At 59.1% G+C, this 25,036-nt stretch carries 22 protein-coding genes; 16 read left to right on the top strand and 6 right to left on the bottom strand.

Annotated features, from left to right (window positions below; all coding sequences use genetic code 11):
- Window position 1: 1 nt before the first annotated feature.
- Window positions 2-1,012, top strand: coding sequence for a hypothetical protein (locus RLW55_RS06100; RefSeq protein ID WP_423415884.1), 1,011 nt, complete (start codon window positions 2-4; stop codon window positions 1,010-1,012).
- Window positions 1,013-1,034: 22 nt separating this feature from the next.
- Here RLW55_RS06100 and RLW55_RS06095 read toward each other — a convergent pair whose 3' ends face one another.
- Window positions 1,035-2,282: a M48 family metalloprotease gene (locus tag RLW55_RS06095; protein WP_423415883.1), complete on the bottom strand. Its 1,248-nt coding sequence runs from the start codon at window positions 2,280-2,282 to the stop codon at window positions 1,035-1,037.
- A gap of 9 nt (window positions 2,283-2,291) precedes the next feature.
- Window positions 2,292-4,028, bottom strand: a complete 1,737-nt coding sequence (locus RLW55_RS06090; protein ID WP_423415882.1) for a type IV secretory system conjugative DNA transfer family protein — start codon at window positions 4,026-4,028, stop codon at window positions 2,292-2,294.
- A 370-nt stretch (window positions 4,029-4,398) separates the two neighbouring features.
- Between RLW55_RS06090 and RLW55_RS06085 the strand changes: the two genes are divergently transcribed.
- From RLW55_RS06085 to RLW55_RS06045, 9 genes are all read left to right on the top strand, one after another.
- Window positions 4,399-4,869 (top strand): hypothetical protein, encoded by a 471-nt coding sequence (locus RLW55_RS06085; RefSeq protein WP_423415881.1) that lies wholly within the window; start codon window positions 4,399-4,401, stop codon window positions 4,867-4,869.
- A complete protein-coding gene (locus RLW55_RS06080; RefSeq protein ID WP_423415880.1) occupies window positions 4,869-5,732 on the top strand; it encodes a MobA/MobL family protein in 864 nt (287 codons plus the stop codon). The genes RLW55_RS06085 and RLW55_RS06080 overlap by 1 nt, the downstream gene beginning before the upstream one ends.
- A 40-nt stretch (window positions 5,733-5,772) precedes the next feature.
- Window positions 5,773-6,315, top strand: coding sequence for a hypothetical protein (locus RLW55_RS06075; RefSeq protein WP_423415879.1), 543 nt, complete (start codon window positions 5,773-5,775; stop codon window positions 6,313-6,315).
- A gap of 139 nt (window positions 6,316-6,454) precedes the next feature.
- Complete coding sequence (locus RLW55_RS06070; RefSeq protein WP_423415878.1) at window positions 6,455-7,888, top strand: Fic family protein; 1,434 nt, start codon at window positions 6,455-6,457, stop codon at window positions 7,886-7,888.
- A gap of 175 nt (window positions 7,889-8,063) precedes the next feature.
- A complete protein-coding gene (locus RLW55_RS06065) occupies window positions 8,064-9,722 on the top strand; it encodes an ATP-binding protein (protein ID WP_423415877.1) in 1,659 nt (552 codons plus the stop codon).
- Window positions 9,723-9,834: 112 nt separating this feature from the next.
- Window positions 9,835-13,236 carry a type I restriction-modification system endonuclease gene (gene hsdR, locus RLW55_RS06060; RefSeq protein ID WP_423415876.1) on the top strand — a complete coding sequence of 1,134 codons (3,402 nt, stop codon included), beginning with the start codon at window positions 9,835-9,837 and terminating at the stop codon, window positions 13,234-13,236.
- A 5-nt stretch (window positions 13,237-13,241) separates the two neighbouring features.
- Entirely contained in the window at window positions 13,242-14,708 is a 1,467-nt protein-coding gene (locus RLW55_RS06055) for an N-6 DNA methylase (protein WP_423415875.1), read from the top strand.
- Window positions 14,705-16,036, top strand: a complete 1,332-nt coding sequence (locus RLW55_RS06050) for a restriction endonuclease subunit S (RefSeq protein ID WP_423415874.1) — start codon at window positions 14,705-14,707, stop codon at window positions 16,034-16,036. The genes RLW55_RS06055 and RLW55_RS06050 overlap by 4 nt, the downstream gene beginning before the upstream one ends.
- Window positions 16,036-18,885, top strand: a complete 2,850-nt coding sequence (locus tag RLW55_RS06045) for a TrlF family AAA-like ATPase (protein ID WP_423416384.1) — start codon at window positions 16,036-16,038, stop codon at window positions 18,883-18,885. The genes RLW55_RS06050 and RLW55_RS06045 overlap by 1 nt, the downstream gene beginning before the upstream one ends.
- A 100-nt stretch (window positions 18,886-18,985) precedes the next feature.
- On the opposite strand, the gene RLW55_RS06040 is transcribed toward RLW55_RS06045, so the two are convergent.
- Genes RLW55_RS06040 through RLW55_RS06030 form a run of 3 tightly spaced genes read right to left on the bottom strand, consistent with a single transcriptional unit; the run spans window position 18,986 to window position 20,113 of the window.
- Window positions 18,986-19,267 (bottom strand): HepT-like ribonuclease domain-containing protein, encoded by a 282-nt coding sequence (locus RLW55_RS06040; RefSeq protein WP_423415873.1) that lies wholly within the window; start codon window positions 19,265-19,267, stop codon window positions 18,986-18,988.
- A 55-nt stretch (window positions 19,268-19,322) separates the two neighbouring features.
- Complete coding sequence (locus RLW55_RS06035; protein WP_423415872.1) at window positions 19,323-19,835, bottom strand: GNAT family N-acetyltransferase; 513 nt, start codon at window positions 19,833-19,835, stop codon at window positions 19,323-19,325.
- A complete protein-coding gene (locus RLW55_RS06030; protein WP_423415871.1) occupies window positions 19,832-20,113 on the bottom strand; it encodes a DUF1778 domain-containing protein in 282 nt (93 codons plus the stop codon). The genes RLW55_RS06035 and RLW55_RS06030 overlap by 4 nt, the downstream gene beginning before the upstream one ends.
- A gap of 492 nt (window positions 20,114-20,605) precedes the next feature.
- Between RLW55_RS06030 and RLW55_RS06025 the strand changes: the two genes are divergently transcribed.
- The 6 genes from RLW55_RS06025 (at window position 20,606) to RLW55_RS06000 (ending at window position 24,592) form a co-directional block, all read left to right on the top strand.
- Window positions 20,606-20,857, top strand: a complete 252-nt coding sequence (locus tag RLW55_RS06025; protein WP_423415870.1) for a type II toxin-antitoxin system ParD family antitoxin — start codon at window positions 20,606-20,608, stop codon at window positions 20,855-20,857.
- Window positions 20,857-21,177 carry a type II toxin-antitoxin system RelE/ParE family toxin gene (locus RLW55_RS06020; RefSeq protein ID WP_423415869.1) on the top strand — a complete coding sequence of 107 codons (321 nt, stop codon included), beginning with the start codon at window positions 20,857-20,859 and terminating at the stop codon, window positions 21,175-21,177. The genes RLW55_RS06025 and RLW55_RS06020 overlap by 1 nt, the downstream gene beginning before the upstream one ends.
- 354 nt (window positions 21,178-21,531) lie before the next feature.
- Window positions 21,532-22,053: a hypothetical protein gene (locus RLW55_RS06015; RefSeq protein WP_423415868.1), complete on the top strand. Its 522-nt coding sequence runs from the start codon at window positions 21,532-21,534 to the stop codon at window positions 22,051-22,053.
- A gap of 470 nt (window positions 22,054-22,523) precedes the next feature.
- Window positions 22,524-22,769 carry a hypothetical protein gene (locus RLW55_RS06010; protein ID WP_423415867.1) on the top strand — a complete coding sequence of 82 codons (246 nt, stop codon included), beginning with the start codon at window positions 22,524-22,526 and terminating at the stop codon, window positions 22,767-22,769.
- Between the two features lie 390 nt (window positions 22,770-23,159).
- Entirely contained in the window at window positions 23,160-23,513 is a 354-nt protein-coding gene (locus RLW55_RS06005) for a MobC family plasmid mobilization relaxosome protein (protein ID WP_423415866.1), read from the top strand.
- 2 nt (window positions 23,514-23,515) lie between these two features.
- The gene (locus RLW55_RS06000; RefSeq protein WP_423415865.1) at window positions 23,516-24,592 is read left to right on the top strand and encodes a relaxase/mobilization nuclease domain-containing protein; all 1,077 of its coding nucleotides are present in this window, start codon (window positions 23,516-23,518) and stop codon (window positions 24,590-24,592) included.
- On the opposite strand, the gene RLW55_RS05995 is transcribed toward RLW55_RS06000, so the two are convergent.
- On the bottom strand, window positions 24,589-24,996 hold the full coding sequence (locus RLW55_RS05995; protein ID WP_423415864.1) for a response regulator: 408 nt from the start codon (window positions 24,994-24,996) through the stop codon (window positions 24,589-24,591). The genes RLW55_RS06000 and RLW55_RS05995 overlap by 4 nt on opposite strands.
- Window positions 24,997-25,036: the final 40 nt, after the last annotated feature.

Here is a 25,036-nt window from a genome sequence, read left to right as displayed (position 1 = left end):
AATGGCGCGGTTCGCGATCTTCGTAGCCTTGGCGGAGGAGATGTCCTATGCCATCGACGAAATGAAAAAATGGGGAAAATTCACATCAGACCCCAGAATTGACCTTCCTCGCGGTCAGACAAAATTCAATTATAATCTCAATCGCTTCAAAGGTTCGAACGACCGGATCGAAGTCAACCTCATTCAAGGAATGGGGAACATCATTAGCGCTGCCCATGTCGGCACGGCCTTTCTTCAGGGCATGTCTCTGCCGCCTGAGCTTGCGTTACTTGTTGGCATTTCGGGATCGCTGAATTCACAAAACGCGGCGCTCGGCGACGTCATCGTCAGCAATTTCGTGAAGTATTATTCACCCGACAAAATCCTTCATATCGACAAAGCCAAAGCGATTTTGGTCGACTCAGCAATGCGAGATGCCCACATCACTAAGGGGTCCAAGGGAGTAAAGCCCTATCCCGAGGACCCCGACAAGATCGGCCTCGACGATCGCGACCTTGTGTACGGCGACAACGCTATCCGGTTTTTACGAGACCAGATTTTTCACGAAGACCTGGACAATATCGGAAGCCAATTTGTAAGCGACGCGAATGAAAATCCGAAATTGCCGTTTTCGTTGCGTCAGGGCGCATTGCTTGGATCGAACTGGGTCATCGATTCCGACACCTACACCCAGTACATCGTCCAGAAGAATGACTGGCTCGATTTCGACTTCTATTTCCTCAACGACCCGTCTGGCTTTACCGAACGGTGCAAATGGAACGCCGAAGAGCCGCTGGCCGTCGACATGGAGTCTTACGGGTTCTTCAAAGCCGTTGCACAGTTTTCCCGTAGATCGACGAACGTCAAGGCTTACGCGGTAAGAGGGGTGAGCGACCTTTGCGCCAACAAGGGTCATCTCGATAAGTCGGAAAAGAACGTCAACAGGAAGGTCGCGACAGAGAACGCGATTTTCGCGACGCTCCTGCTGATCCAATATCGATTGGCCAATAGCGTCTTCAATCACGTCCTGTAGGGCCTGCGCGTTTGCAAGAGCCCTATCGCCGAGGAAGTCGGCGGATGTAACGCTCCTCAGCCAACGCCCGAACTCTGCTCTCGAACGTCGGATGGGTTGAGAACAGGTTCCCAAGCGCCGATTTAATCCCTCTCGCCATGAAACGCGCGTGCGTTCTCTCCGCCGAGGTGAGCGGAGGGGCGCTCTCGAGCTTGCGGAGCGCGGAGATCATCGCCTCTTTGCCCGCGAGGGCGGCGCCGACGGCATCGGCGTAGAATTCGCGGCGCCTTGAGCTGCCTAGGATCATGAGTTCAGCCGCCCAGCAGATGACCCAGCGCGTGAATTGTTTGCCGCGTTGGGTGAGCATGTAGAAGACCGTTGCGTTTTGGAAGGTCCGCATCAGCATCATGCGGCGCATGTCGCCGCTCACGACGTGTCCGAGCTCGTGACCGATGATGGCGGCAACTTCGTCGGGGCTCATGATCTCAAGCAGCGGCATGCCAAAGGAGATGGCCGCGTCGGTGCGCCGAGTGCCCATGGCGAAAGCGTTGGCCACATCCATGGTGCCGATCCTCGGGGGAGGGAGGTCGAGGTCGCGAGCAAAGGCGCCGGAAATGACCGCCAGCGGATGGTCAGGCGGCACCTCCTTGAAGTTCATCGACCGCAGCGTGCTGTCGCGGGCGGCGGCCATGCCGAGCCAGCTCCATAAGGTGGCCCAGGCCGGCACGGTGATGAAGCCCACGATCATCGATGCGAACACCGCAAGGCCGACGCCGAAGGGCAGGGAGATGATGGCGCCCCAGACCAGCGCCACCCAACTCATGGCGACAAGGAAGATCCAGGTTGGGAACGCCGACTTGTGCATCGCGCGTCCATTGAGGCGCAGGCGCGTTGGCGGCGATTTGGAGCGGGTTGGTGGTGTCTCGACAGGCGGAACGGCCGCTTGATTATTGTACGATTGCTGGGGTGGTGGCGGAGGCGTGGAACGGCGCGAGATGCGGTTCCAGCATTCGAGGATCCTGGCGGAGGCCCGCGACGGGTTTTGCGCCCGCATGTGTTGTTCGGCCGAGTCGTATTTCGCGAGGAGCCGATCCAATCCCTCGAGCGCGCGGTCGACGTCCTGCTCGCGGTAGACGGCGCGCAGTTCTTGCGAAAGGCTGCAGAACAGACCATCGAGCCATGAAGGCTCGATCGCGTTCTGATCAAAGCGCTGGCGCAGCGCCGAGAGGTAGGGCGCGGCCACCGCCCGTTGATCCCAATCCGGCGGCGGCTTTCGCAAGACGGCTTCCATGCGTGATCCTCAGAGGTTGACGGGAAGAAGGGTCGTTGCGCGGCGGCGCGTGTCGTCGGCGGCGGCCGCCTTCCAATGCCGGCGGCGCAAGAGCAGCGGAAAACCGTTGGCCTGCTTCGAAAACATGATGCTCACGGACGGGTGCGTTTCTCCCGGCCGGCGTTGGCCGAGGACCGTTCCCACTTCGAAAGGCGTGAGGAGCTGCTTGGGTGCGAGGACCACGGGATCGCCCACGTTGATGCTTTGGCCGACGTTGCGGCCGCTCGAGATGCTTCCCGCCTGCATGCCGGCCGACTCGCCATCATTGATGCCGATGCTTTGCGACCAGCTGAGCTGCGCATCGCGGTAGGCGAACGTCGTGGTACCGAGGTTCTTGGAGATGAAGGCGCGGGTCTTGGCGTCGGACACCGACCCGAAAAATACCTGGTGGTCGGTCTGCGAGAGAAAGACGTTGGCGGCGTCGCCATAGATGGACTCGAGCTGGGCCACGTCCTGCACGAAGAACCAGAACCACGCCCCGGAAGACCGCATCTGGGCGACCGCCTCGCGCATGAAGGGCATGTCCCTCAGTGCCGCGAACTCGTCGAGGATGAACAGCACCGACGCTTGTGTGGCCTCGGGCTGCTCTTCGAGGGATGCGAACGCCATGCCGATCATGGCCCGGAGATACCGGAAACTGATCAAGGTGTGCTTGAGCGGGATGGTGAGATAGACCGTGGCGGGCGCGCGGCTTAAATCGGCGAACCTGAAATCCGACGCCCCCGTCACGTCCGCGAAGCCCGGATGGCCGTCAAAGAAGGCCATATTCGCGTTGATCTCGGACACGAAGGAACTGAGGAGCTTGTGCTCGTAGCCGAGGAACGTGCGGCCCTGGTTCGCGAGGTAGGGATTGTCCAGCTTGACCATGGCCGCGAAGACGTCCTGAAGATATTCGCGGATGCCGGGCTTCCGTTTGCCGTCGTCGGCAAGGTGCGGAAGGCTGCAGATGCGCCTGACCTCGGTCATGGTGCGGAAGGCGCGCCGTTCGGGCCTTCGCGTTGTCTCGACCACCAGCACGATGATGGCGGTGAGCAGGTTCACAGCCTCGTTCTCGAAGAACTGCGCCTCGCCGCCGCCGCTCCGGACGATGAGCATCTCGGCCAGCTGGCGCGCGCGGGCGCCAAGCTCGCGCTCATCATCCAGCTCGTCGAGCGGGTTGTATCGATCGGAAGGCTCGCCCTCGCGCGCGTAGGGTGCCAGGCGCCAGACCTTGCCGAAGCGGGCGCGGTGCCGGTGGGTGAGGTCGTAGAGTTCGCCCTTGGGATCGAGCACCACCACCGAGCCCGCGTAGTGGAGAAGGTTCTCGACGATCTGTGTGGCGCTTTTGCCCTGGCCTGTGGCGGCGACGGTGAGGATGTGGCCGGGGTACTGGGCGCGGACGTCGAGGCCGGTGTCGCCGTCGTCGTTGATCAGGCCGCCGAGGCGGAGCGTGTGGGAGATGCCGGCGTCCGGCTCACTGACCAGCGCGGCCGCATCGAGCTCATGGCCCCACCGCGCCGACCCGTGGATGGGGGGAGGGGCGCGCAGTTTCGACTCCTGCGCGGCGACGATCTCGCGGGCTTTCCGGCCGAGCGCGGTTTCATGGGAAGGAAGGCCGGTGCTCAACGTGGCGTTGATTTCGCGGCCGGTCTGTTTTCGCCGCCGGCGTTTGCCGACCAGCGCGAGGATGAACATCCCGATCAGGAAAGCGATTGCGACTGGTCCCATGCGCGCCCCGCACTTGCATTCCGACTTGATGACGCAACTCGCGTATACAATCGCGCGGGGGCGACGCGCGGCGATGACCGCGCGGGTCTCCCCCGGACCCCCTCTGGCCGACCGTCCGCTTCGCGGTGACAGTCGTCCTACCTGCCGCCGCCGTGGCCATCGCGACGCCGTCTTCTTGCCTCCGCCGGGACTCGCTCTCCGCTTACGCTCGTGAGTCGAGTCCCATCTCCGGCCGTGTCTTTGGCAGTCAGCTTACGTTTCGTCTGCAGGTCCCAGGGCGCACTTATGGGTTTGGGCCTTATCGGCCTCAAACCCGTGCGCCCGACAGTCGTGAAAGTGCTTCTCGAATTGGCGAGGCAACATGCGCCCCATGGAAGAGAAATATCCGCTCATCAAAATCATCGAGCGGCCGGGAAAGCGAATGGCGATTCGTGTTTTTCATTATGGTCGCATTCCCAATATCCTGAATCAGTTTCCCGACGCGGTCCTGCGAAGAGCTGTGAATAAGAGTCGGACGCGGGAGGAGCATCGCATCCTGAAAGCGGCGCGGTCGTTGTCGCGGACGGGGTACCGCATCGTTGAGCAGCACCTCATCTATCAGCGCGCGGTGAAGGTGCAGGAGGAGCTTCGGCAGAAGAGTCTGCGCATCCTTCGGGTGAGACGGTTTCCCCGGCAACAAAACTCCCGGTTGTTGCGGGAGCCGCCGGGGACGCGGGCGACGTTCTCCCCCGCCTCGGTGCGCAGGGAGGAGCTGACGCTCACCCAGCAGCTGGCGCGGGAGGTTGGTGCTGCGCCTCATGTGCCGGCCTCCCGTACCCCCTCTCGGTCGCGGGGGCGCTGATGGCGATCTACAGTCTCCGCCTCTTGCCGGTCGGCAAAACCACCCAGCGCCAACCCTACACGGCCGCCGCGCACATCCGGTACATCATGCGGGGTGGTGCGGTTTCGCATCACATGGCGGCGCGGATGCCAGGCTCGGCGCGGGAGGCCATCCGGTGGATGCGGGCCGAGGAACGCGCGGATCGGAAGAATGCCCGGGTGGCGGACAAGTTGGTGCTGGCGCTTCCCATCGAGTTGACGCCGCAACAGCAGGCCGAGCTTGTATGGAGTTTTGCGGAGGCGCTGACGCAGGGCCGAGCCTCATGGTTCGCGGCCATTCATGCCAACGGCAAGGACCAGAAGAACCCTCACTGTCATCTGCTTGTTCGCGACCGCGATGTGGCCACTGGCGAGCGGGTGGTGATGTTCTCCGCCGGGACCAAGGAGATCAAGCTCCGGGCCCATCGCGGGCAGCGACCGCCGACAACCTTGAAGATGATCCGGGAGCTTTGGGCCTCCCACGCCAATGTTGCCCTGGAGGGCGCCGGCCGGCGCGAGCGCATTGATCATCGGCGGCTGATTGAGCAGGGGGAGTTTCGGCCGGCCCAGGTGCATGAGGGTCCGAATGTGCGGGCAATGCACGGGCGAGGGGTGCGGCCGGTCTCGAAAGAGCGGGTGGTGCGGAATCCGGCGATCCGGAGGAAAGGCATGCCGGCGACACGGGTGGTGGCGTATGGTGAGATCGATCAGGGGCTGTCGCGGGTTGAATACAATGCGACGCTGAAGGATGCGCCGGAACTCTCGCTGACGGAAATCCTGGCCCGGGAGGCGCGGTCGGCGCCGGTGCGGCGGCCATCCCGTGAAAATGGGGGGCGGGGGCGGTAGAGGCCTTGGCCGGGTCGCCAAACCTTTCTAGTGTTGCCGCATGGTGCAAGAGCTTGAAAGCATTGTTGCTGCGCTCGCCCGTGAGACCGCCGCGTATGAGGCCAAGCGGGACGAGCTCGCGCATGCGCTTGGTGGTCTGGTGCCGGATCCCTCGGATGCGGTTGCGGATCTGCTGTCATGGTCGGAAGAGTTTGGCCGGGAGCATGCGATCGAGCTGTTTCAGAACGACCTTCACACCTATCCGGCCGATCCCGGCGTGACCGAGCGTTGGGCGGAGCGGGTGATGGACGTGAGCCGGCGCGTCGATGCGTTGCTCGATGTCCAGGACCGGCTTGATGAGTTGACGTGCGAGCGGGAATCGCTGGTGGGGCGGGTGCCCGGGGAAGCCCGGCGGCAGGTCAACTTTCAGGGGCAGGAATGTGAGCTCGACGGTGCCGCGCTGGAAGTGCGGGATCGGGAGGGGAAGGCGTATGCCATCTCCGACAGGTTAACCCTGACCCAGCTGAATGCGCGGGAGGTGGGGGCGGAGCCTCACCAGCCGGATCCGCCGTCTCCGTCGCGGGATCGGATGAGGTCTAGGTAAGGCCCATTCGCGCCAGATTTTTGGCGCGAATTCCATTTCATGCCAAAAAAGTGGCGCGAATACTTGCCAGAGCTGTCTTTTCATGCCAATTTGGCGTGAATAGAAAGATTCTGTCGTGAAAGGACCATTCGCGCCAAACATGGGGACCCGCCTCCAGGAACGCGAGCATCTTGATGCGCTGGAGCGCGCGGTGGCGTCGTTTCCCGAAGGGGGAAGCGTCGACGAGATCGCGGCGCGGGCAAAGCTTCCGTTTTCACGCCGAACGCTGCAGCGGCGACTTGCAGCGCTGGTGGACGAGGGCCGCATCGTCCCGGAGGGACAAACGCGAGCACTACGCTATCGCGCGAAGGTGATCGCGATACACGCGCCACCTCCGCCGTCCCCAGCATCACATCGCTCGGTGTCTCTCTCCGAGGAGTCGCAGCGCGTCGTTCAACAGATCTCCCGTCCGACCACGCAGCGCAAGCCCGTCGCCTATAACCGTGAGTTTCTTTCGAACTACAAGCCCAATAAGACATTCTATCTGAGTGCTGAAGAGCGCGCGCGCCTGCGCGCGGTGGGCTCGCCCTCCGACGTCACGCAGCCTGCTGGCACATACGCGCAGGCCATTATTGCCCGATTGCTCATCGACCTGTCGTGGAACTCAAGCCGCCTTGAGGGTAACACCTATTCGCTGCTTGAAACCGAGCGGTTGCTCGACCAAGGCGAAGAGGCGGAGGGCAAGGCCGCCGAAGACGCGCAGATGATCCTCAACCACAAGGACGCGATTGAATTCCTGGTCTCCTCGGCGGAGGACATCGGCTTCAACCGCTACACAATTTTGAATCTGCACGCGCTGCTGGCGAACAACCTCCTGAAGGACCCCGCTGGTGCCGGCCGCCTGCGTCACGACCGGGTGGGCATCTCGGCGTCCGTATACCTTCCGCCGGAGGTTCCTCAGCTCATTGACGAGTGTTTCGACGAAATCCTGAAGCTTGCACGCGCCATTGACGATCCCTTCGAGCAGGCCTTCTTCGTAATGGTGCAGTTGCCGTATCTGCAGCCGTTCATTGACGTCAACAAGCGCACGTCGCGGCTTGCAGCCAATATCCCCCTCATCAAAAACAACTTGGCGCCGCTCTCGTTTGTGGAGGTTCCTAAGGAGACCTACACCAGCGCGCTTTTGGCCGTATACGAACTGAACGACATCGGGCCGTTGAAGGACGTCTTCATATGGTCATACGAGCGCTCCGCCTCGCGCTACGTTGCCCTTCGCCAGACGATGGGCGAGCCGGATCCGTTCAAACTCAAATACCGTACGGCCATGCGCGAGCTGATCGCGGCCATTGTCCGCAAACCGATGGGAAAGAAGGATGCCGTTCGGGCCATCGAAGAATGGGCACGGGATAAGGTCGTGACCGCCGACCGAGAACGGTTCATTGAGGCCGTGGATACGGAGCTGCTGAGCCTGCACGAAGGCAATTTTGCCCGCTACCAGGTGCGCCCGAGCGAATTCGAAGCCTGGCAGAAAGTGTGGAACGCCAAGCCTGCGGTCAAGAAGCCCGCGAAGCGCAAGGGAAGGGTAGTGAAGTGAGGGCCCACCAAAAAGCAGGCCCGCCCGCTTTTCGTCGCCGCCCCGCTGTCGCGCCCGGAGGGAAGGGCGGCTCCGAAAAGCAGGCAGGTTGCGGAGACTTCTGGATGGTATCCAAGCAGCTCTCTTGCCTCCAGCCTCCACAGTCGCCAACATCGAGGCTAAGTGAGGTGGCCCGATGAGCGATTTGCCAACCAGGGAGACATTAACAGTCGAGTTTAAAAGCGACCTTAAAAGGTTGTCTGATGATGACCTCATCGAAGCGGTCGTCGGGATGGCAAACGGCGAAGGCGGAATCATCTATCTCGGAATCGAGAAGAATGGTGTGCCGTCGGGGTTGCATCCTGCGCATTCCGACCTGGATGGCCTCGCTTCAATGCTCGCAAATCGGATCCAGCCCTCAATTATCGTTTCCGTTACTTCCGTTATCGGGGGTGGAAAAACAGTTGCCGCCATTAGCGTTCCCAAAAGCGGTGGCGCGATCTATAGCACGCAGCGAGCAAGAACTCTGCGCCGGCGCCTAAGATTTGATGGCGAACCAGAATGCGTGCCATTTCATCCTCATGAGTTTCCTAGCCGTCTCGGGGAACTCGGAGCATTTGACTGGTCAGCTCAACCTTGCAACGACTTGAACCTGGATGCTCTCGATCCTTTGGAGCGCGCGCGTCTTCGTCGTGCGATTGAAGGCTTTAACGGCGACAAGAGTCTTTTGAAGCTGACCGATGACGAACTCGACGGGGCATTGGGCTTAATTGAATCAATTAACGGCAGACCCGTTCCCACCACCACTGGCCTACTGCTTATCGGTAAAGAACAGTTCATCAAATCGCATGTCGCCACACACGAAGTGGCATTTCAGGTGCTCGATAACCTGCAAGTCCGCGTCAATGAGTTCTATCGTTGGCCGCTTATCCGTCTCTTTGAGCAACTCGAGCAGCATTTTCGCGCCTGGTACAAAGAGGAGGAAGTCCAGGTCGGTCTGTTCCGCGTGCCGGTTCCGAACGTCGACCGCACGGTTTTTCGCGAAGCGATCGTAAATGCACTCGTCCACCGTGATTATGCCCGCCTCGGAGCAATTCACGTGCAGTGGAACGACAGCAAAAACCTGTCGATTTCGAGTCCCGGGGGTTTAGTAAGCGGCGTAACAGTGCAGACATTGCTGACTGTTTCGCCAAAGCCTCGCAATCCCCGCTTGGCAGATGCATTCAAGCGCATAGGGCTCGCTGAACGCACAGGGCGTGGTGTCGATGCCATTTATCGCGGCGTGCTCCGGTACGGACGGCCGGCACCAAGCTATGCGCGCACAACAGCTGACGCTGTTGTTGTCGACCTCAACACTGACAAAGCCGATCTCGAATTCCTCCGATTGGTTCTTGAGCAAGAAAACGATACCGGTCAGTCGCTCCCGTTGCCTACGTTGCAATTACTCTCGACCCTTCGGCATCATCGTCGCGTCGATGCCGCCGAGCTTGCTCAGGCGATGGGTGATATAACCGTTCATGATGTGAAATCTCTTCTCGAGCATGCTGTCGAGGCTGGCCTCGTTGAGGCTCATGGCGTCAAAAAGGGGCGCACATATACTTTGAGCGCGAAGGCTTACGGCAAGCTGGGGCAGAAGGTCCAATACGTCCGGCAAACTGGTCTCAGCGTTGACAGGCAGAAAGCGCTTATTCTGACCCATGTCGAAAAACATGGAACGATCAAACGTGACGAGGTAATCGACCTCTGCGGTTTGAACCCAAATCAGGCTTCCAAGCTCTTAGCCACGCTCACAAAAGAGGGCCAACTTGTTAAGCATGGAGAGAAGCGCGGCAGCTACTACACGAAATCTGCTTGAAAAGGCGATTATCGGCGATTATCGGCGATAAACTATTCATATTTATCAATCACTTATATTATCAGCCAGTGTGAGACAGGCTGTAAAAGATGTGAGATAGTTCGACTTCATTATGACGGGGACAGTCTCGACCAATTTCGCATTCTTGCAGCCGCACGATGCCCAGCTCGTGCGGCTTGGCGCTTTGGCGGAACGCTATTTTGCTGATGATCCTTCGACCTCGCTGACCAAGCTCCGGCAGTATTCGGAGCTGCTCGCCAAGAGTGCCGCCGCGCACTTCGGTCTGCTGGTTGCGCCAGACGAGTCTCAAGCCGACCTCCTGCGCCGCCTCAAACTTGAGGCGGGTCTGCAGCGCGAGGTGCTCGATGTCTTTCATTTCCTGCGCAAGGCAGGAAACACCGCAACCCATGACTACACGGGTACGCACGGCGAGGCGCTCACGGCGCTGAAGCTCGCGCGGCAGTTGGGCATTTGGTTTCACAGGACGGTTTCACGCAATCCGTCATTCAACCCTGGGCCTTTCCAGCCGCCACCCGATCCGGCCGCTGCAACGAAGACCTTGCACGATGAGCTCGCGGCGCTTCGTGCCGAGCGGGACAAGGCGCTCACGCGGGCGCAGCTTGCTGAGGCGGCGCGCGAGGCTGAGGCCAGGTCGCGCGAAAGCGCGGAGCAGCGCGCGGCACGGGATGCGGAAGAACGCGCGGTCTGGGAAAATCTTGCGCTTGAGGCGGACACGGCCGCCGCAGCGGTGAAGGCGGAGTTGGCGGCCGTGCAGGCGAAGGCTGTTGCCGCGCCGCCGGCGGAGATTTCCGCGCTCGTGGAGGAAGGGCAGAAGGCGGCGCGCGGGATTTCGCTCGACGAGGCCGACACCCGCCGGCTTGTGGATGCCCAGCTTCGGGCGCGCGGATGGGAGGTCGACACGGGGCGTCTCACCTATGCGTCCGGCGCCCGGCCGGCAAAAGGACGCAACATGGCGATCGCGGAATGGCCGACCGCGACCGGGCCCGCCGACTATGCGTTGTTTGTAGGAACGACGCTGCTGGCGGTTGTCGAGGCCAAGCGGCAGCGGAAGAACGTCTCGGCCGCGTTGGGCCAGGCGGAACGCTACTCCAAAGGCTTCAAGGGCGCCGATGATGTTGTCATGGCTGGTGGGCCTTGGGATGAATTCAAGGTGCCGTTCCTGTTCGCGACGAATGGCCGGCCCTATCTCAAGCAAATCGAGACGGAAAGCGGCATCTGGTTCCGCGATGCGCGCAAGCCCACCAATCTCGGGCGGGCTTTGCCGGATTGGTACACGCCGGATGGCCTGAAGGCTGAATTCGAGCTCGATCGCGCGGCCGCCGATGAGCGTTTGAAGTCGGAACCCTTCAATTTCGGGTTTCCGCTGCGGCCGTACCAGCAGAAAGCCATCGAGGCGCTGGAGAAGGGGATTGGAGCAGGCCGTCGGCAGTTGCTCGCCGCCATGGCAACGGGCACGGGCAAGACCAAGCTGGCCATTGCGCTGCTTTACCGCTTGCTTGCGGCCAAGCGGTTCCGGCGCATTTGCTTTGTCGTTGACCGGAGCGCGCTCGGCAATCAGACCGAGGCGGAATTCACCACAACGAAAGTTGTGAGCGGGAAAGCCTTTGCGTCGATTTATGGGCTGAAAGGCCTCGAGGATGTTTTGCCCGATGCCGAGACGCAAGTTCACATCTGCACCATCCAGGGTCTGGTGAAGCGGTTGCTCTATGCGAGCGATCCCAAGGATGTCCCGCCGATTGACCAATATGATTTGATGCTCGTCGATGAATGCCATCGTGGCTACACGCTGGACCGCGAGCTATCCGAGCAGGAGCTCGAGTTCCGCAATGAGGATGACTACATCTCCAAATACCGACGGGTGCTTGAACACTTCGATGCGGTGAAAATTGGCCTGACGGCGACGCCGGCGCTCCATACGTCGCAGATCTTCGGCGATCCCATCTTCACCTACTCGTATCGCGAGGCCGTCATTGATGGGTATCTCGTCGACCATGAGCCGCCTTACCAAATCAAAACCCAGCTGAGCGACAAGGGCATCGTTTTCAAGGCTGGCGACCAGCTGGAGCTATTCAACACAGCGACCGGTCAGATTGATTTGGCGAGTGCGCCCGATGAGCTGAAATTTGATGTCGAGCATTTCAACAAGCAGGTCATCACCCAACCCTTCAACCAGGTCGTGTGCGAAGAGTTGGTGAAGCACATTGATCCGAGTTTTCCGGGGAAGACGCTGATCTTCGCCGCCACCGATGGTCATGCCGACATCGTGGTCGCCGAATTGAAGAAGGCCTACGAGAAGGCGGGCATTCCGATCTCGGATGCGGCGATCCGCAAGATCACCGGTAGTGTTGACCGCGTCCAGGATCTCATCCGCAGTTACCGCAATGACAGCAATCCGCGCATTGCCGTAACTGTCGATTTGCTGACGACCGGTGTGGATGTGCCGAGCATCACCGATCTCGTGTTCCTGCGCCGCGTGAACAGCCGCATCCTTTATGAGCAGATGCTTGGTCGGGCGACGCGGTTGTGCGCGGATCTTTACGGACCGGGCAAGAGCAAGGACGTGTTCCGCATCTTCGACGCGGTGGACCTCTACAAGAACTTGGAGCAGGTCACGGCGATGAAGCCGGTGGTCGTTAATCCGACGATCACGTTCGCGCAGTTGTTCGAGGAACTGGTCAAGGCCGGGAAGCCGGAACACCGCGAGGTCATTCGCGAACAGTTGGCGGTGAAGCTGCGACGGCGTCTGAAACGGCTTTCAGATGAGTCTCGCCAGAAATATGAGGCCGAGGCTGGAGAGAGTCCGGAAACCACTTTAAAACGCTTCCTGGAAGGCGATCCGGCAGTCTTGGCCGGATGGGTGAAGGGCAAGCCGCATCTGGGAAAGATCCTCGACTGGAGTCCCGAGGGTGGGGGTCGGGTGCTGCCGATTTCCAAGCACGGCGATGAAATCAAGGAAGTGACGCGGGGATATGGGGCCGGGCAAAGTCGGCCGGAAGACTATTTGGGAAGTTTCGAGGCCTTCGTTCGGGAAAACCTCAACAAGATCGTCGCGCTCAATGTCGTGGTGACACGGCCGCGCGAGCTCACGCGCCAGCAGCTCAAGGAACTGCGGCTCGAACTCGCGAAGCATGACTTCAACGATGCCAATCTTCGCCAGGCGTGGCTGCAGGCCAAGAACGAGGATATTGCCGCGTCCATCATCGGCTTTGTGCGGCAGGCCGCTCTCAAGGAGCCGTTGCTCCCCTATGATGAGCGGGTGAAGCGCGCCCTTTCCACCATCCTCAAATCCAAGCCCTGGACCGACCCGCAGCGGCAATGGCTGCAGCGAATTGGGGAACAAATGCAAAAGGAGATTGTGGTCGACCGTCAGGCACTAGACGCCGACCCCTTCGCTCAACATGGTGGCTTCAACCGCTTGAACAAGCAGTTCGGCGGGGAACTCGCGGGGATTCTCTCGCAGATCAACGATGAACTATGGAAGCAGGCGAGTTGAGCCGCATGACCACCACCTCCTCGATTGTCGCCAAGCTCTGGAATCTCTCGAAGGCCCTCCAGGGTGCAGGCGTCTCCTATCAGGGCTACATCACCGAGCTCACCTACCTGCTGTTCCTCAAGATGCTGGAAGAGACCAAGCATGAGGAGCGCTTGCCCAAGGGCTATCGCTGGGCCGATCTCGTGAGCAAGGGCGGCGTGGAGCAGCTCGACTTCTATCGCAAGCTGTTGCTGGACCTGGGCAACAGCAAGATCGCTAAGGATCCTCTGGTCAGCGCCATCTTCACCGACGCGCAGACGGCATTGCGCAAACCCACCGATCTGAAGCTTCTCACCACGACGCTTGACGAGCTCGATTGGTTTTCGGCGCGGGACGATGGCCTCGGCAATCTTTACGAAGGCTTGCTTGAAAAAACCACGAGCGAAAAGAAATCAAAGGCTGGGCAGTATTTCACGCCGAGGCCGCTCATTGATTGTATCGTGCGCTTGGTGAAGCCGCAGCCAGGAGAGGTCATTCAAGACCCGGCGTGCGGGACGGGTGGCTTTCTCATCGCGGCTGACCGTTACATCAAGAGCAAGACGGATGAGCTGTTCAAGCTCACTTCGGAACAGGCTCACTTTCAACGGTGCCAGGCGTTCGCCGGGGCCGAATATGTTCCTGAGACGCGTCGCCTTTGTCTTATGAATCTCCAGCTGCACGGAATCGAAAGCTCGGTGGGGGATATCGACAGCCTGTCGAGCGATGGCGAGGCGTTGGGGAAGGCCGACCTCGTCCTTACCAATCCACCCTTCAACAAGATGCCGCAATCCGTCTCACGCGCGGACTTCTCGATTACCGCCGATGAACGCGTTGGGCCGTTGCCGTTCGTTGAACATGTCGTGCGCGCGCTGAAGCCCGGTGCCCGTGCGGCTGTAGTCGTGCCGGATAACGTGCTGTTCGCGGACGGTGTGGGAGCCCGGCTGCGCACCTGGCTGATGAACATGTGTGACCTGCATACGATCCTGCGGCTGCCGACGGGCATCTTCTATGCGCAGGGCGTGAAAACCAATGTGCTCTTCTTCACGCGTGGGAAAACGGACGAGGGGAATACCAAGGCGGTGTGGGTTTACGACCTGCGCGCCAACATGGATGCGTTTGGGAAGACGCGGCCGCTGAAGGTTGAGGACTTTGCCGCGTTTGAGAAGGCTTTTGGCAGCGATCTTTTTGGGAAGTCCAAGCGCAGGGATGAAGGGGAGGAGGGGCGGTTCCGGTGCTTTACCCGCGATGCCATCACGAAGCGGAATGACAATCTCGATATTTCTTGGCTCAAGACTGATGAGGACGCGGCAGAGGACGGACTGACCGACCCGGAGGATATTGCTGCGGCCATCATTGGGCACTTGAGGGCGGCGCTTGGGGGGATTGAGGCGCTAAGTGAGGAGTTGGAAAGCGAAGAGAATTCAGCGCTTGCCACAAAGGAGGCCGCGGAATGACTGGGCTTCCGGAAAATTGGTCCGCACCTCGTTTAGACCAAATTAGCTTGCCGCCAGACTATGGCTTCACTGCCTCATCCGATGCAACAGCGAGAGGGCCTCTTTTTCTTAGGATAACTGACATCCAAGGTGGTCTGGTCAACTGGTCGAACGTTCCAAGATGTGTATGTGCCGACGTCGACCGGTTTGCACTTGCGGAAGGCGACATTGTAGTGGCACGAACCGGTGCCACCACGGGCAAAAGCTTTCAAATCTCTCATCTGCCAGGTCAAGCAGTGTTTGCATCGTACTTGGTTCGAGTCCGAGGCCTATCAGCGCTGAATCCGAAATGGCTGAAACATTACCTCAATAGTCCCGGCTACTGGCAGCAGATTGAAGAGAGTAAGTCCGGAAGCGCACAGCCTGGCGTCAATGCCAGTAAACTTGCTGGTCTCATCGTGCCGGTTGCTCCGCGCGAGGAACAAGATCGCATCGTCGCCAAGCTCGACACCCTCACAGCCCGCTCATCCCGCGCCCGACACGAACTCGACCGCATCCCTGCGCTCATCGCGCGCTACAAGCAGGCCATCCTTGCGAAGGCCTACTCTGGCGAGCTGACAGCGGAGTGGCGACGGGAGCGCAGCATTGCCTCACCTGTTTCTGTCAACCTTTCAGAGCTGTGCTATTCGATAACTGATGGAGATCACCAAGCTCCGCCGAAAGTCGCATCAGGCGTTCCGTTTATCACAATTTCTGCAATGAATGACGGCAAGCTGGATCTCACGAAGTCGACGCGCTTTGTCCCAGAGAAGTACTATGACGAACTGAGGCCCATGCGACGTCCAGCTCGCGGAGATCTCCTTTTCTCTGTCACAGGTTCCATAGGTATTCCTGCGATAGTTCACACTGACGCAAAATTTGTCTTTCAGCGCCACATTGCCATTTTGAAGCCTAATGCTGAAAAAACGTCCGCTCTCTATCTGAACTACCTACTTGCCTCGCCACAAGTTCGCGAACAAGGCCTAGCAATCGCGACGGGCACGGCTCAGCTAACTATCCCACTTGGAGAGCTGAGGGACTTTCAGGTCCCATTTCCGACAATTGACGAGCAGACGGAAATTGTCCGGCTTATCGAGTTTGCGTTTACGTGGCTCGACAAAATTGCCACCGAGCACGCTCGCTCCGAACACCTCCTGCCTAAGCTCGATCAAGCCATCCTGGCTAAAGCGTTTCGCGGAGAGCTTGTACCGCAAGACCCGGATGACGAACCGGCCGAGAGAATGCTGGAACGGGCGCAATATGTTAAACCAGCAAAGCCAACAAAAGTCCGTTCCTTTAGGAAGTCATGATGGCATACAAGAAAGGGGAGCATCCTGGGACGACCTGGCGCAAATGCGATTTCCAATGTCATTCTCCGAGAGACCTTGGCTGGCAGGGTAGCCTCTCCTTACCTGGAGGCACTCCCGAATACGAAGAAGCCAGAAAGGATTGGGCAAATAAACTCGTGGAGGCTGCAGTAGCAGCCGGCCTAGGTGCAATCGCCGTTACTGACCACCACGATGTCTGCATGCCTCAATATGTTATCGAGGCTGCTAGCCAAGCGAACAATAATCTCTTTGTGCTCGCGGGCATGGAAATCACGTGCTCTGATAACGCACAGTGCTTAGCGGTGTTCGACCCATCCACAACGATTGATCAGCAGAAGGCGATTCTTGCAAAGGCCGGCGGAGTCGTCCCGTCAAATCACAACGATTCAAAGACATGCACAATTATCCCAGTTACCAAAACCGTCTCTGAGATATTTCGCGAAGTCGCAAACGATCCCTCTCTCAGAGATGCTTGCGTTCTACTACCTCACTTTAGCTCAGATGACGCACACAAGAGCCTCAATCAAAAAGGACACCATCCAAGATTCGCAGCTCTTGATTGTGATGCAGTCTATATCGAGCGACCGATATCCGATCTTGACGAAGCCACCCTCAGCAAGGTGCAAGGCAAAATTGAAGAGTGGGGAACACGGCGGCGCGCCATTCTGGCAACCGGGGATAATCGAAGCGCTAGTTGGGATCGCCTTGGAAAGCATGATTGCTGGATCAAACTCGGCGAGAATTCCATTGAAGCCTTAAGGCAAGCATTCTTAGCAGACGAAGCACGCATCGCTTTTACTAAGCCAATGGTGCCCTCGGAGCGTCTTATCTCCATTACCGTAAAATCGACACTGACCGGTTCTGAGGCTGTCCGGTTTACGTTAAATGAGGGATTTACAGCACTTATTGGCGGAAGGGGTTCGGGCAAAAGTGCGCTGCTCGAATATCTACGGTTTGGTCTAGGACGAGGCGAGGGCGATATTGAAGACGAAGTCGAAAGCCCTCGAGAACGCGAGGCCGATCTTCTCAACGATACACTTCAAGATGGATATGTAGAACTTGAGCTCGAACGCGAAGGTGTGCAGGAAAAGTGGCGGAGAACGCTGGTCGGCCGAGACAGTATCGAGGTTACCGATCGCAACAACGTCGTAACTGACATTACTTTAAAGGTTGCTAGAGAGCGATTTCGTGCGCGCGCGTTTCGCCAAAAGGGCTTGTCCACAACGATGAGCGATCTGCGCACCGCTGCGGATCAGATAACTGGGATTGCAGCGGCCGAAGAACTCGTAACGCAAAGGCGCATCGAATACGACCTGAACAACGCGAAGAGAGAATTGACAACAGCGTTGCAGCAAGTTGCTGCATTTTGGCAGGCTCGACTAGAGGCAACTCAAACAACGGCAAAAGCTTCAGACCTGCGCCTTCGCCTCGCGTCGCTTTCTGAGAGATTGTCAGCCGAAGGCGTCTCACAGGAACACCTGGAAATTATAAACCAAGCCCCTACGTATCAAAGGGCCCACACTTACCTCAAGCAAGTGGGTGAACTTGTGAAATCTGATATCGCGAAGCTAAGCCCTCTCGCTTCTCAGATACTCAAGACCGACTTTCAACAGTTAGAAACAATTTTATCCTTCGATGAAGTCGCGGCCATGCAGGCGACTATTTCTGAGGCTCAGAAGAATATTTCGGCGCAACTAGAATCAGCCGTAAATCAATTGGAGGCTGTCGAGCAAAAGCGGCAAGAACTGCTAAGCTCATTCTCAACAAAAGACCAAACTTTTAAGGAAAGCTTGACCGCGGCTTTGGCACTGCAAACGGCTCACAAGGCGGCGATTGACGATAACACACGTCTGGCGAATGAACTGCAAGTTTCAGAAGCGCTGGCGTCATCAGCGGCCGCAACGCTCCGCGACCGTTCGTCGGCCGTCGCAACGCTTGAGCAGGCGTCGAAGAATTTATTTAATCTGTTAGATGAACGCCGTGAGGTATTGAAACAAGCGGCGGCAAAAGTTGCAGGTCGATCTAGCAATCTTCTCAAGGCCCGCCTTAAGCAGGATGCTTCTCCGGCGGAATATATCTCGTCTCTGAGGGCACTTTGCGAAGGGTCTGCGGTGCGAGATGCCGATCAAAGGATTGCCGACTGGGTCCAAACGGCATTGAAAGCCGATCCAAATGCTTGGTCGGGTATTTGCTCAGAGCTGGTGACAATCTATGAAATGAAAATTTCTTTAGGTGCCCCGCCCGATCCGGGAGAGGATGTCGCCGCTAAGATCAAGGCGCTGTTCTTTGGCGGCGGGCAGCTTACGGATAATCAGTCAAAAAAAATATTTCAGAACCTCAGTGATGCGACGGTTGGGGCCGTTCTGGCGTCTGCCCCTAAGGACGCTATCATTCTTACCTACGTCGACGAGGGTAGGGATATTCCTTTTGCAAAGGCTTCCCCGGGTCAGCAGGCGTCAGCCCTATTGGAATTACTTTTAAAGCAAAGCGCCGGTACCTTGATTATTGATCAGCCGGAAGATGACCTAGACAATCGAGTCATCATGAAAATTGTCGATTTGATCCGAAGTTCTAAATCTGATCGACAACTAATTTTCACTACCCATAACCCGAATGTTGTCGTTAATGGCGATGCGGACAAGATAATCGCACTTCGAAGTGCGGAGCCGCAGACTGCTGGAGGTAGCGTTCAACCACGCATTCAGATTGACACTGATGGTGCGATTGAAACGCCGACAGTACGCGAAGCGATTACCACGGTGATGGAAGGCGGCGAAGCCGCATTTGACCTTAGGCGCCGGAAGTACCGGTTTGGCGTTTTGTACAAATGATGCATCCATTTAACATAACGATCATTATGCGTAACACTGATAACGCCGCGACGCGGCTCTCTAGCGCGATAAGTTAGACTTACGCAGAGTGAATCGGGCGTCAATAGCCAGCCGAAACCACCCTACAGATCGCAACCAGGGTTGTGGCAACCGCGCAATCTATTTGACGCTCCTTATTGCGCAGCCCCGCTTTGGCCTGATCCAGTCGATGAACCTTCTTGATAGCAAGCATGGCTTTGCGCAGCCCAGGTCGTTCCTTCTGCGCCGTCTGCCAAAGGATGTGATGTTGGATTTTCTGATAGTCGTGACGAAGGATGTTGCCGATGCCGTGGATATCCTTCCAGGTAATGCGCGTCTTGCTGTCCGCTTCCTTCGAGTGCACTGTCCGGGCTCGCCCGGATTGAGCAGCTGCCAGGCGATAAGAACAAGGCGGCAGGCTATTGCCCGATGGTCTTGAACGGGAGTTGGCGCAGCACGGCCTCAATCGTCACCATCAGCTTGAAGGGTGAGATGGGCGAGGAGACGAACCCATATTGCTCGTAGAAGATTTTGGCCTGCACATCGAGCGCATCGACGACAATGGCGCGCATACCGATGACGTCGGACGCTTGGGCAACCCTGATTACCGCATCTTGCAGCAGATGCTTGCCGATCCCTTGTCCCTGAACAGAAGCGTCCACGGCAAGGCGGCCGAGAAGGGCGACCGGAACCGGTTCGGGCATGTTGCGCCTGACGCCGCCGATGGCATCGGCGTGGGCAATGGAACCGGCAGCGATGGCGTAGTATGCAACCACGCGGTCGTCCGCGCACACGACATAAGTGCGTGAGGCACCACGTTCCTGGTTTGCGAGGGCGTGCCGCTTGAGCCAGGTGTTGAGCGTTGCCTGCCCGCAATCGAAGGCATCGGTGCGATGGTCAGCGGATAGGAGCGCGGGCGCCGTGAACGTCATTTCGCCCAGGGTGGCCGCGTGGCGAACAGATTCTTGAGGCCGGGATTATCGGCCGGGGCCTTGTCCAGTGCAGTGGCGAAGGCACGCCACGCCGCATCGTCGAGGTAGAACACGCTTTGATCACGCAGGACGTCCTCGGCCCTCTGCCGGGCGGTTTCCATGACGAACTCCGAGCGCGATTTGCCGAGCCGGTCGGCAGCGGCGTCAATCACGTCAAGGTCGAGCGGCCGGGCGCGGATTTGAAACTTGGCATCGCGGCTCATGTCCGAGCGGTCCATTGGGGTTAGCTTTCCTTATACCCACAGTATAGGGCGATGTATGGACATTGTCCATACCGGATGCCCGGCGATATTCTGGATGAGGTCGGTGACGCCGGAAATTTGCGAGGCGCGCTGGACGAGGACTTCGTTGCCGCCCATGATTGGTTCTCTGTATCCGTCGGGAAGAGAATGGGGCCACCAGCGAAGGTGACCCCGAGCAATACGACAGTCTAAGGAAAATGTTTGTAGTGCCCCATTGGCAGTTCCGATCGGAGCCGGAACACGCCGAGGCTAGCTAGATTCCGGTCTGGTTGGATAGTGAACTTTCGCACGACGGGTCCCTGTTGAGCCTCGGCTGTGCCGGCAGCTTCGCGCGCGTGTTGCCGGTGGTGCAAAATAGCCGAAACGCGTCCCACAAATCTCAGTGACCGTCGCTGCGGTCAAGTTCTGCCATCCCTTGCGCATCACATGTTATTGGCCAATACTGTCCGTATAAGGAAAGTTGTTGGAGTGAACCTATCTCTCGGAAAACATTGGGATGAGTATCTAAGCGACCTTGTCGCCTCGGGGTATTACGCAAGTGCCAGCGAAGCCGTCCGGGACGGCCTGCGCCTCCTTCTGGCGGAGGAAACGAAGCTTGCCCAACTTCGCGAAAAACTCAACGCTGCAATCGCTCTCGGGGGAGAACACAGCCCGGACGACGTCGAAGCCGCTGTGCAAAGACGGCTGGAAGCTTGGGACGCAAAGCGGACCCAGGGCTAATGCCCCGGCTCATTTACGCCGGTGCGGCACTCGCCGATTTAACAGAACTGGCCGAGTTCTTGGCGCAAGCCTCCGGCGACGCGGCCATTGCAGGGGCGTACCTCTCGAAACTTCAGCAGAAATGCCGGCACCTTGCATCCCTCCCCTTCCCCGTGGGGCGCACACGCCCCGAGCTTGGCGAAGGGATCCGCAGCTACTCCTTTGGCAACCACATCATTTTCTTTCGTTGTGGCGCCACGGCATTGACAGTGATTGCCATCGTGGAAGGGCACCGCGATATCAGCTCCTTCTTCGCGGCCGGCGTGAGATGGGCGGAATAAAATACATAGGCCACGATATCGGTTCCTACCGCCTATGGCGCGGATATAAGCGGTAGGAGGTGTTCCGAATTCTGCTGCAATTCCCCCATGAGACCAGCGAGAATCGAACATATCGGCAAGCGCGTATAAATTGCATTTCAGTCGAATAGCACAATAAAGATTATATATTTCAATATATAGCCAGCGTCCCTTGGAAGGCGGCCGCTCCGGCTCCCACCAAAGAAACACCCCTGCGGGACTGCCTTCCTCCGCCGATCCCTCGCGGGGCCGCGCTGGCGCGCCCGGAGGGTGAGGCCCCGCGATGGCTCGGCTCCGAAGAAACAGCCCCGCACCACCAGGGCGTCGACAGCATGTATGCAGCCACGCCACACACCCTTGCCGCAATCGACCAGGACCGTCGCCAGCCTGCCCACATCAAAAGCAACCGGGCTTGATCGGCGCGGCCTGTTCTCGCCACGCTCGGACATGATCGTCACGCACACCGTCAACGCCAGCGGCCACCGTCGGGTCTACCTCGGCGGCAAATCAAGTGTCGAATGCTGGATCGAGCCGGACGCCGCCGGCATGGCATGGACATTCCACATGAGCGTCGCGCCGACCGGCTTCCCGATGCCGCACGAGCAGCAACGCGCCTGGGCTGTCCATACGCTCCTCAATCTCGCCGCCAACCTCGGCGTGCCGGCCGACGAACTCAGGGCCGTGCCGTTCGAGCGCATCGCCGCGCTCCATACCTCAAACCCGGTCGACTACCGCCGCATCGCCGTTCCGAAGCGGCAAGCCGCCGAGAACGGATACATGGCGACATCCCCCGACATCAGACGGCCACAGGCCGATTTCACGAGCGCGGATTTTGCGGAGTTTCGGCGCCGCAGCTAGGAAATTGGCAGAGGCGCCCACACTCGTCGAAGAGGCGAACGCCGTCTCACCTGCGCGGTCATCGCCTTCCCAGGCTGTACCGCATCGGTGATGGTACCAGCAGGCGTCAGCTTGCGAAATCCATCGCCCATAGGTTCATCATTTCTGCCCGTCATCACGAACGTGCGCGCGCAGCACATGGAACGTAAGCGATTGAAACGATGTGTGTCATGTTTCCATCTTAAATCGACCACCAGATGAACCATTGACGTATACACTTTCAAACTGCACCCTTTGGGAATGTCTCGCAATTTTGAACACTCGGCGGATGATCTGGACGGCAACGCCGGATCACCGAACACTCTCTACGGTATCTCCCTTCCTCAACACGATAGCTTGGTCGCCATTGCTCGAGATATGGGAGCCGTCGAGGAGCGGTTGGACGCCATTTTGGCGAAGATCGAGAAGGTCTTGGGGAACTGAGTTTCCCTATGGTCGACGAACTGGATCTCCTGGAGCAGCGCCTCCTTGCTCTCGGCCGGAAGGAAAGGCGTCTTGAAGATAACCTCCGGGAGATCCCGCTCTTAAGCCGAGCAGCGGCCGTGCGCGGCGATTTCAAGAGAGCCGATGAGCTCTTCCTTGTCTTGGAGGAGGCTCGGAAGGGGCTAAAATTGGTGCAGAAGGACGTTACAGCACTCGAAGTCCGTCTGTATCGCCTGCGGAAGACATTCAAATAAGCTTCAGAAGAGCGCGTAAGCGCTCAATGAAGGCATCAATGCATTATTCGCGTGCGAGAAATTGCCAAGCTGCCCGCGAACCCCAATGCTCACCGCATGTTCTGTATACAAACCATTCCCTCACCTGCTCCAAATATCCCACAGGGGGCGCGGGGGACGTGAAGTCCCCCGCACTGCCGTCCCTCGCATCACCCGCCGTGACGAACTTGCATCGCGGTTGACCACGCCGGAGGCACCCGGCTTGTATGCAGCGCGTATAATAGAGAACGATAGAAGGGACGGGGCGAGGTATGCCTTTGACCACAAAATGGGTCAAAGGCGGCGCGCTGAAGCGCGTGCTCGCAGGGTCACAGACCCCGCGCGCGCCCCGTCCTGAAGGAAAGCGACGTCATGCCGACCAAGGGCTACCGCAAAGGCCTCTCCGACCACAAAGAGCCCCTTCCCCGTTTCGTCCGCACGCGCCTCTCGGAATTGGAATTCAAGCAGCTGGCCGCCGAAGCGGTCTCCCGGTCGGCAACGATCTCCAGCCTGGCGCGCGCCGTGCTGATCGCTCACGGCAAAGGCCAACGTGCCGAGCTTCCACATGCGCGCGGCCCCTCCAACGAACTGATCCGCCAGCTCACGAGGGTCGGCAACAACCTCAACCAACTGGCGCGCCAGGCCAACGCCGGCACCGTGGCGGTGCCGGCCGACGACATCCGCCGCTGCCTCGACACCATCAACACGCTGGCCCGCACGCTCTGACGATGCTGGCGAAGATCGCCCCGGCCTCCAACGATTTCCACGCCCTCGCCCGCTATCTTGTCCGGGGAAAGCCCGGCTCAACCCCGCATCCCGATCGCGTGGCCTGGACGTTTTCGCAGAATCTCCCGACCGACGACCCCGACCTGGCCGCCACCTACATGCAGGCGACCGCACAGCTTTCCCAGCGCACCCGCAGGGCCGCCTACCACTTCATGATCGCATGGCACGAGCGGGAGAGGCCGGACGCGGAACTGATGCAGGCTGTCGCCCGGCGCACGCTCGTCCTCGCCGGGCTTGCCGAACACCAGGCGCTCGTTATGGGCCACGGCGACAAACCACACCGCCACCTGCACATCCTGTTGAACCGGGTGCACCCGGACACCGGACGCGCCTGGAAAACGTCCCAGGACTTCGCCCGCTTCGATCGCATCATGCGGCTGCTGTCCGAGGAGTACGGCTGCACGTACACGCCTGCCCATGTGTTCAATCCTGACATCACAGACGCAACACCAAAGAAGCCGAACAGCCGCGCCACCTATGCCGCCAAGCACGGCGCACCGACAAACCGGCTGCAGTGGAGCAAGGCCAGCGCGCGCGGGTTTGGCCGGACCCTTTCAGAAAACCTCACGCCGTCGTCGACGTGGGACGATCTGGTGATGGCCATCGCCGACCACGGATTGGCGCTTGAGCGCAAGGGCAAGGGACTGGTCGTCGGCAACGCCGACAGCTACGCGACGTTTTCAAGCCTCGGATTGAACATCACGGCGAAGGGACATCCGCGCCTGCTCAGGCACCGATCGCACGCAAGCGCGCCCTCAATCTTGAGCGTCGATGGCATCGATATCGTGCGCGCGCTCATGGGCTTCGGCTTGGCCGACCGTGATGATCTGATCCGTGCGGTCAATGACGCCAAACACGAGCGCGCCGCGCACCGCAAACAGCGGCAACACGCACCGAGGCGGCTGGCCGGACTCGGCACGTCGCTTACAATTCCGCAGACCGGCTTGATGGTGACACCGCACAGATCAAATTCGACCGACCGGCCGCTATCGAATGCGGCGGCCCGGAGTAGGCGCTAAATTTTGGGCGAGACCAATGCAATTGCAGGCCTTGGAGGATGCCGCCGCAGGATGTCCCGAACACATGAGATAACGGAGCGCTGCGAAAAAGGCGTCGCGAGATAGCCCTCCGCCTGCAGTGCGGTTCCTTTGAATTCCTCTTCCAATTCCTCGGCCCACGCGGAGAGGAAGATCACGGGCATCCGGTGCCGCGCCCGTATCCGCTTAAACAGCTCGATACCTCCGAGCGGCGGATTGGTCTTGTCGAGCAGAGCCAAATCGGCCGGATCATTGATGAGCTGCAAGGCGGACGCCGTATCGGCATAACCCCGAACGCGGAACCCTTCCGCCTCGAACGCCATGCGCAGCGACGTGACGATGTTCCGCTCGTCGTTGACGATGGCAAGGGTTGGCGTTCGTTTCATCCAAGTTCCCCTTTCAAAACGCCGACATCCTCTCAGCCAA

The organism is Hyphomicrobium sp. B1 (genome assembly GCF_049532635.1).
Lineage (GTDB): Bacteria > Pseudomonadota > Alphaproteobacteria > Rhizobiales > Hyphomicrobiaceae > Hyphomicrobium_B.
Note: the sequence above shows the minus strand (reverse complement) of the source record. Positions and strands in the feature narration are given on the sequence as shown.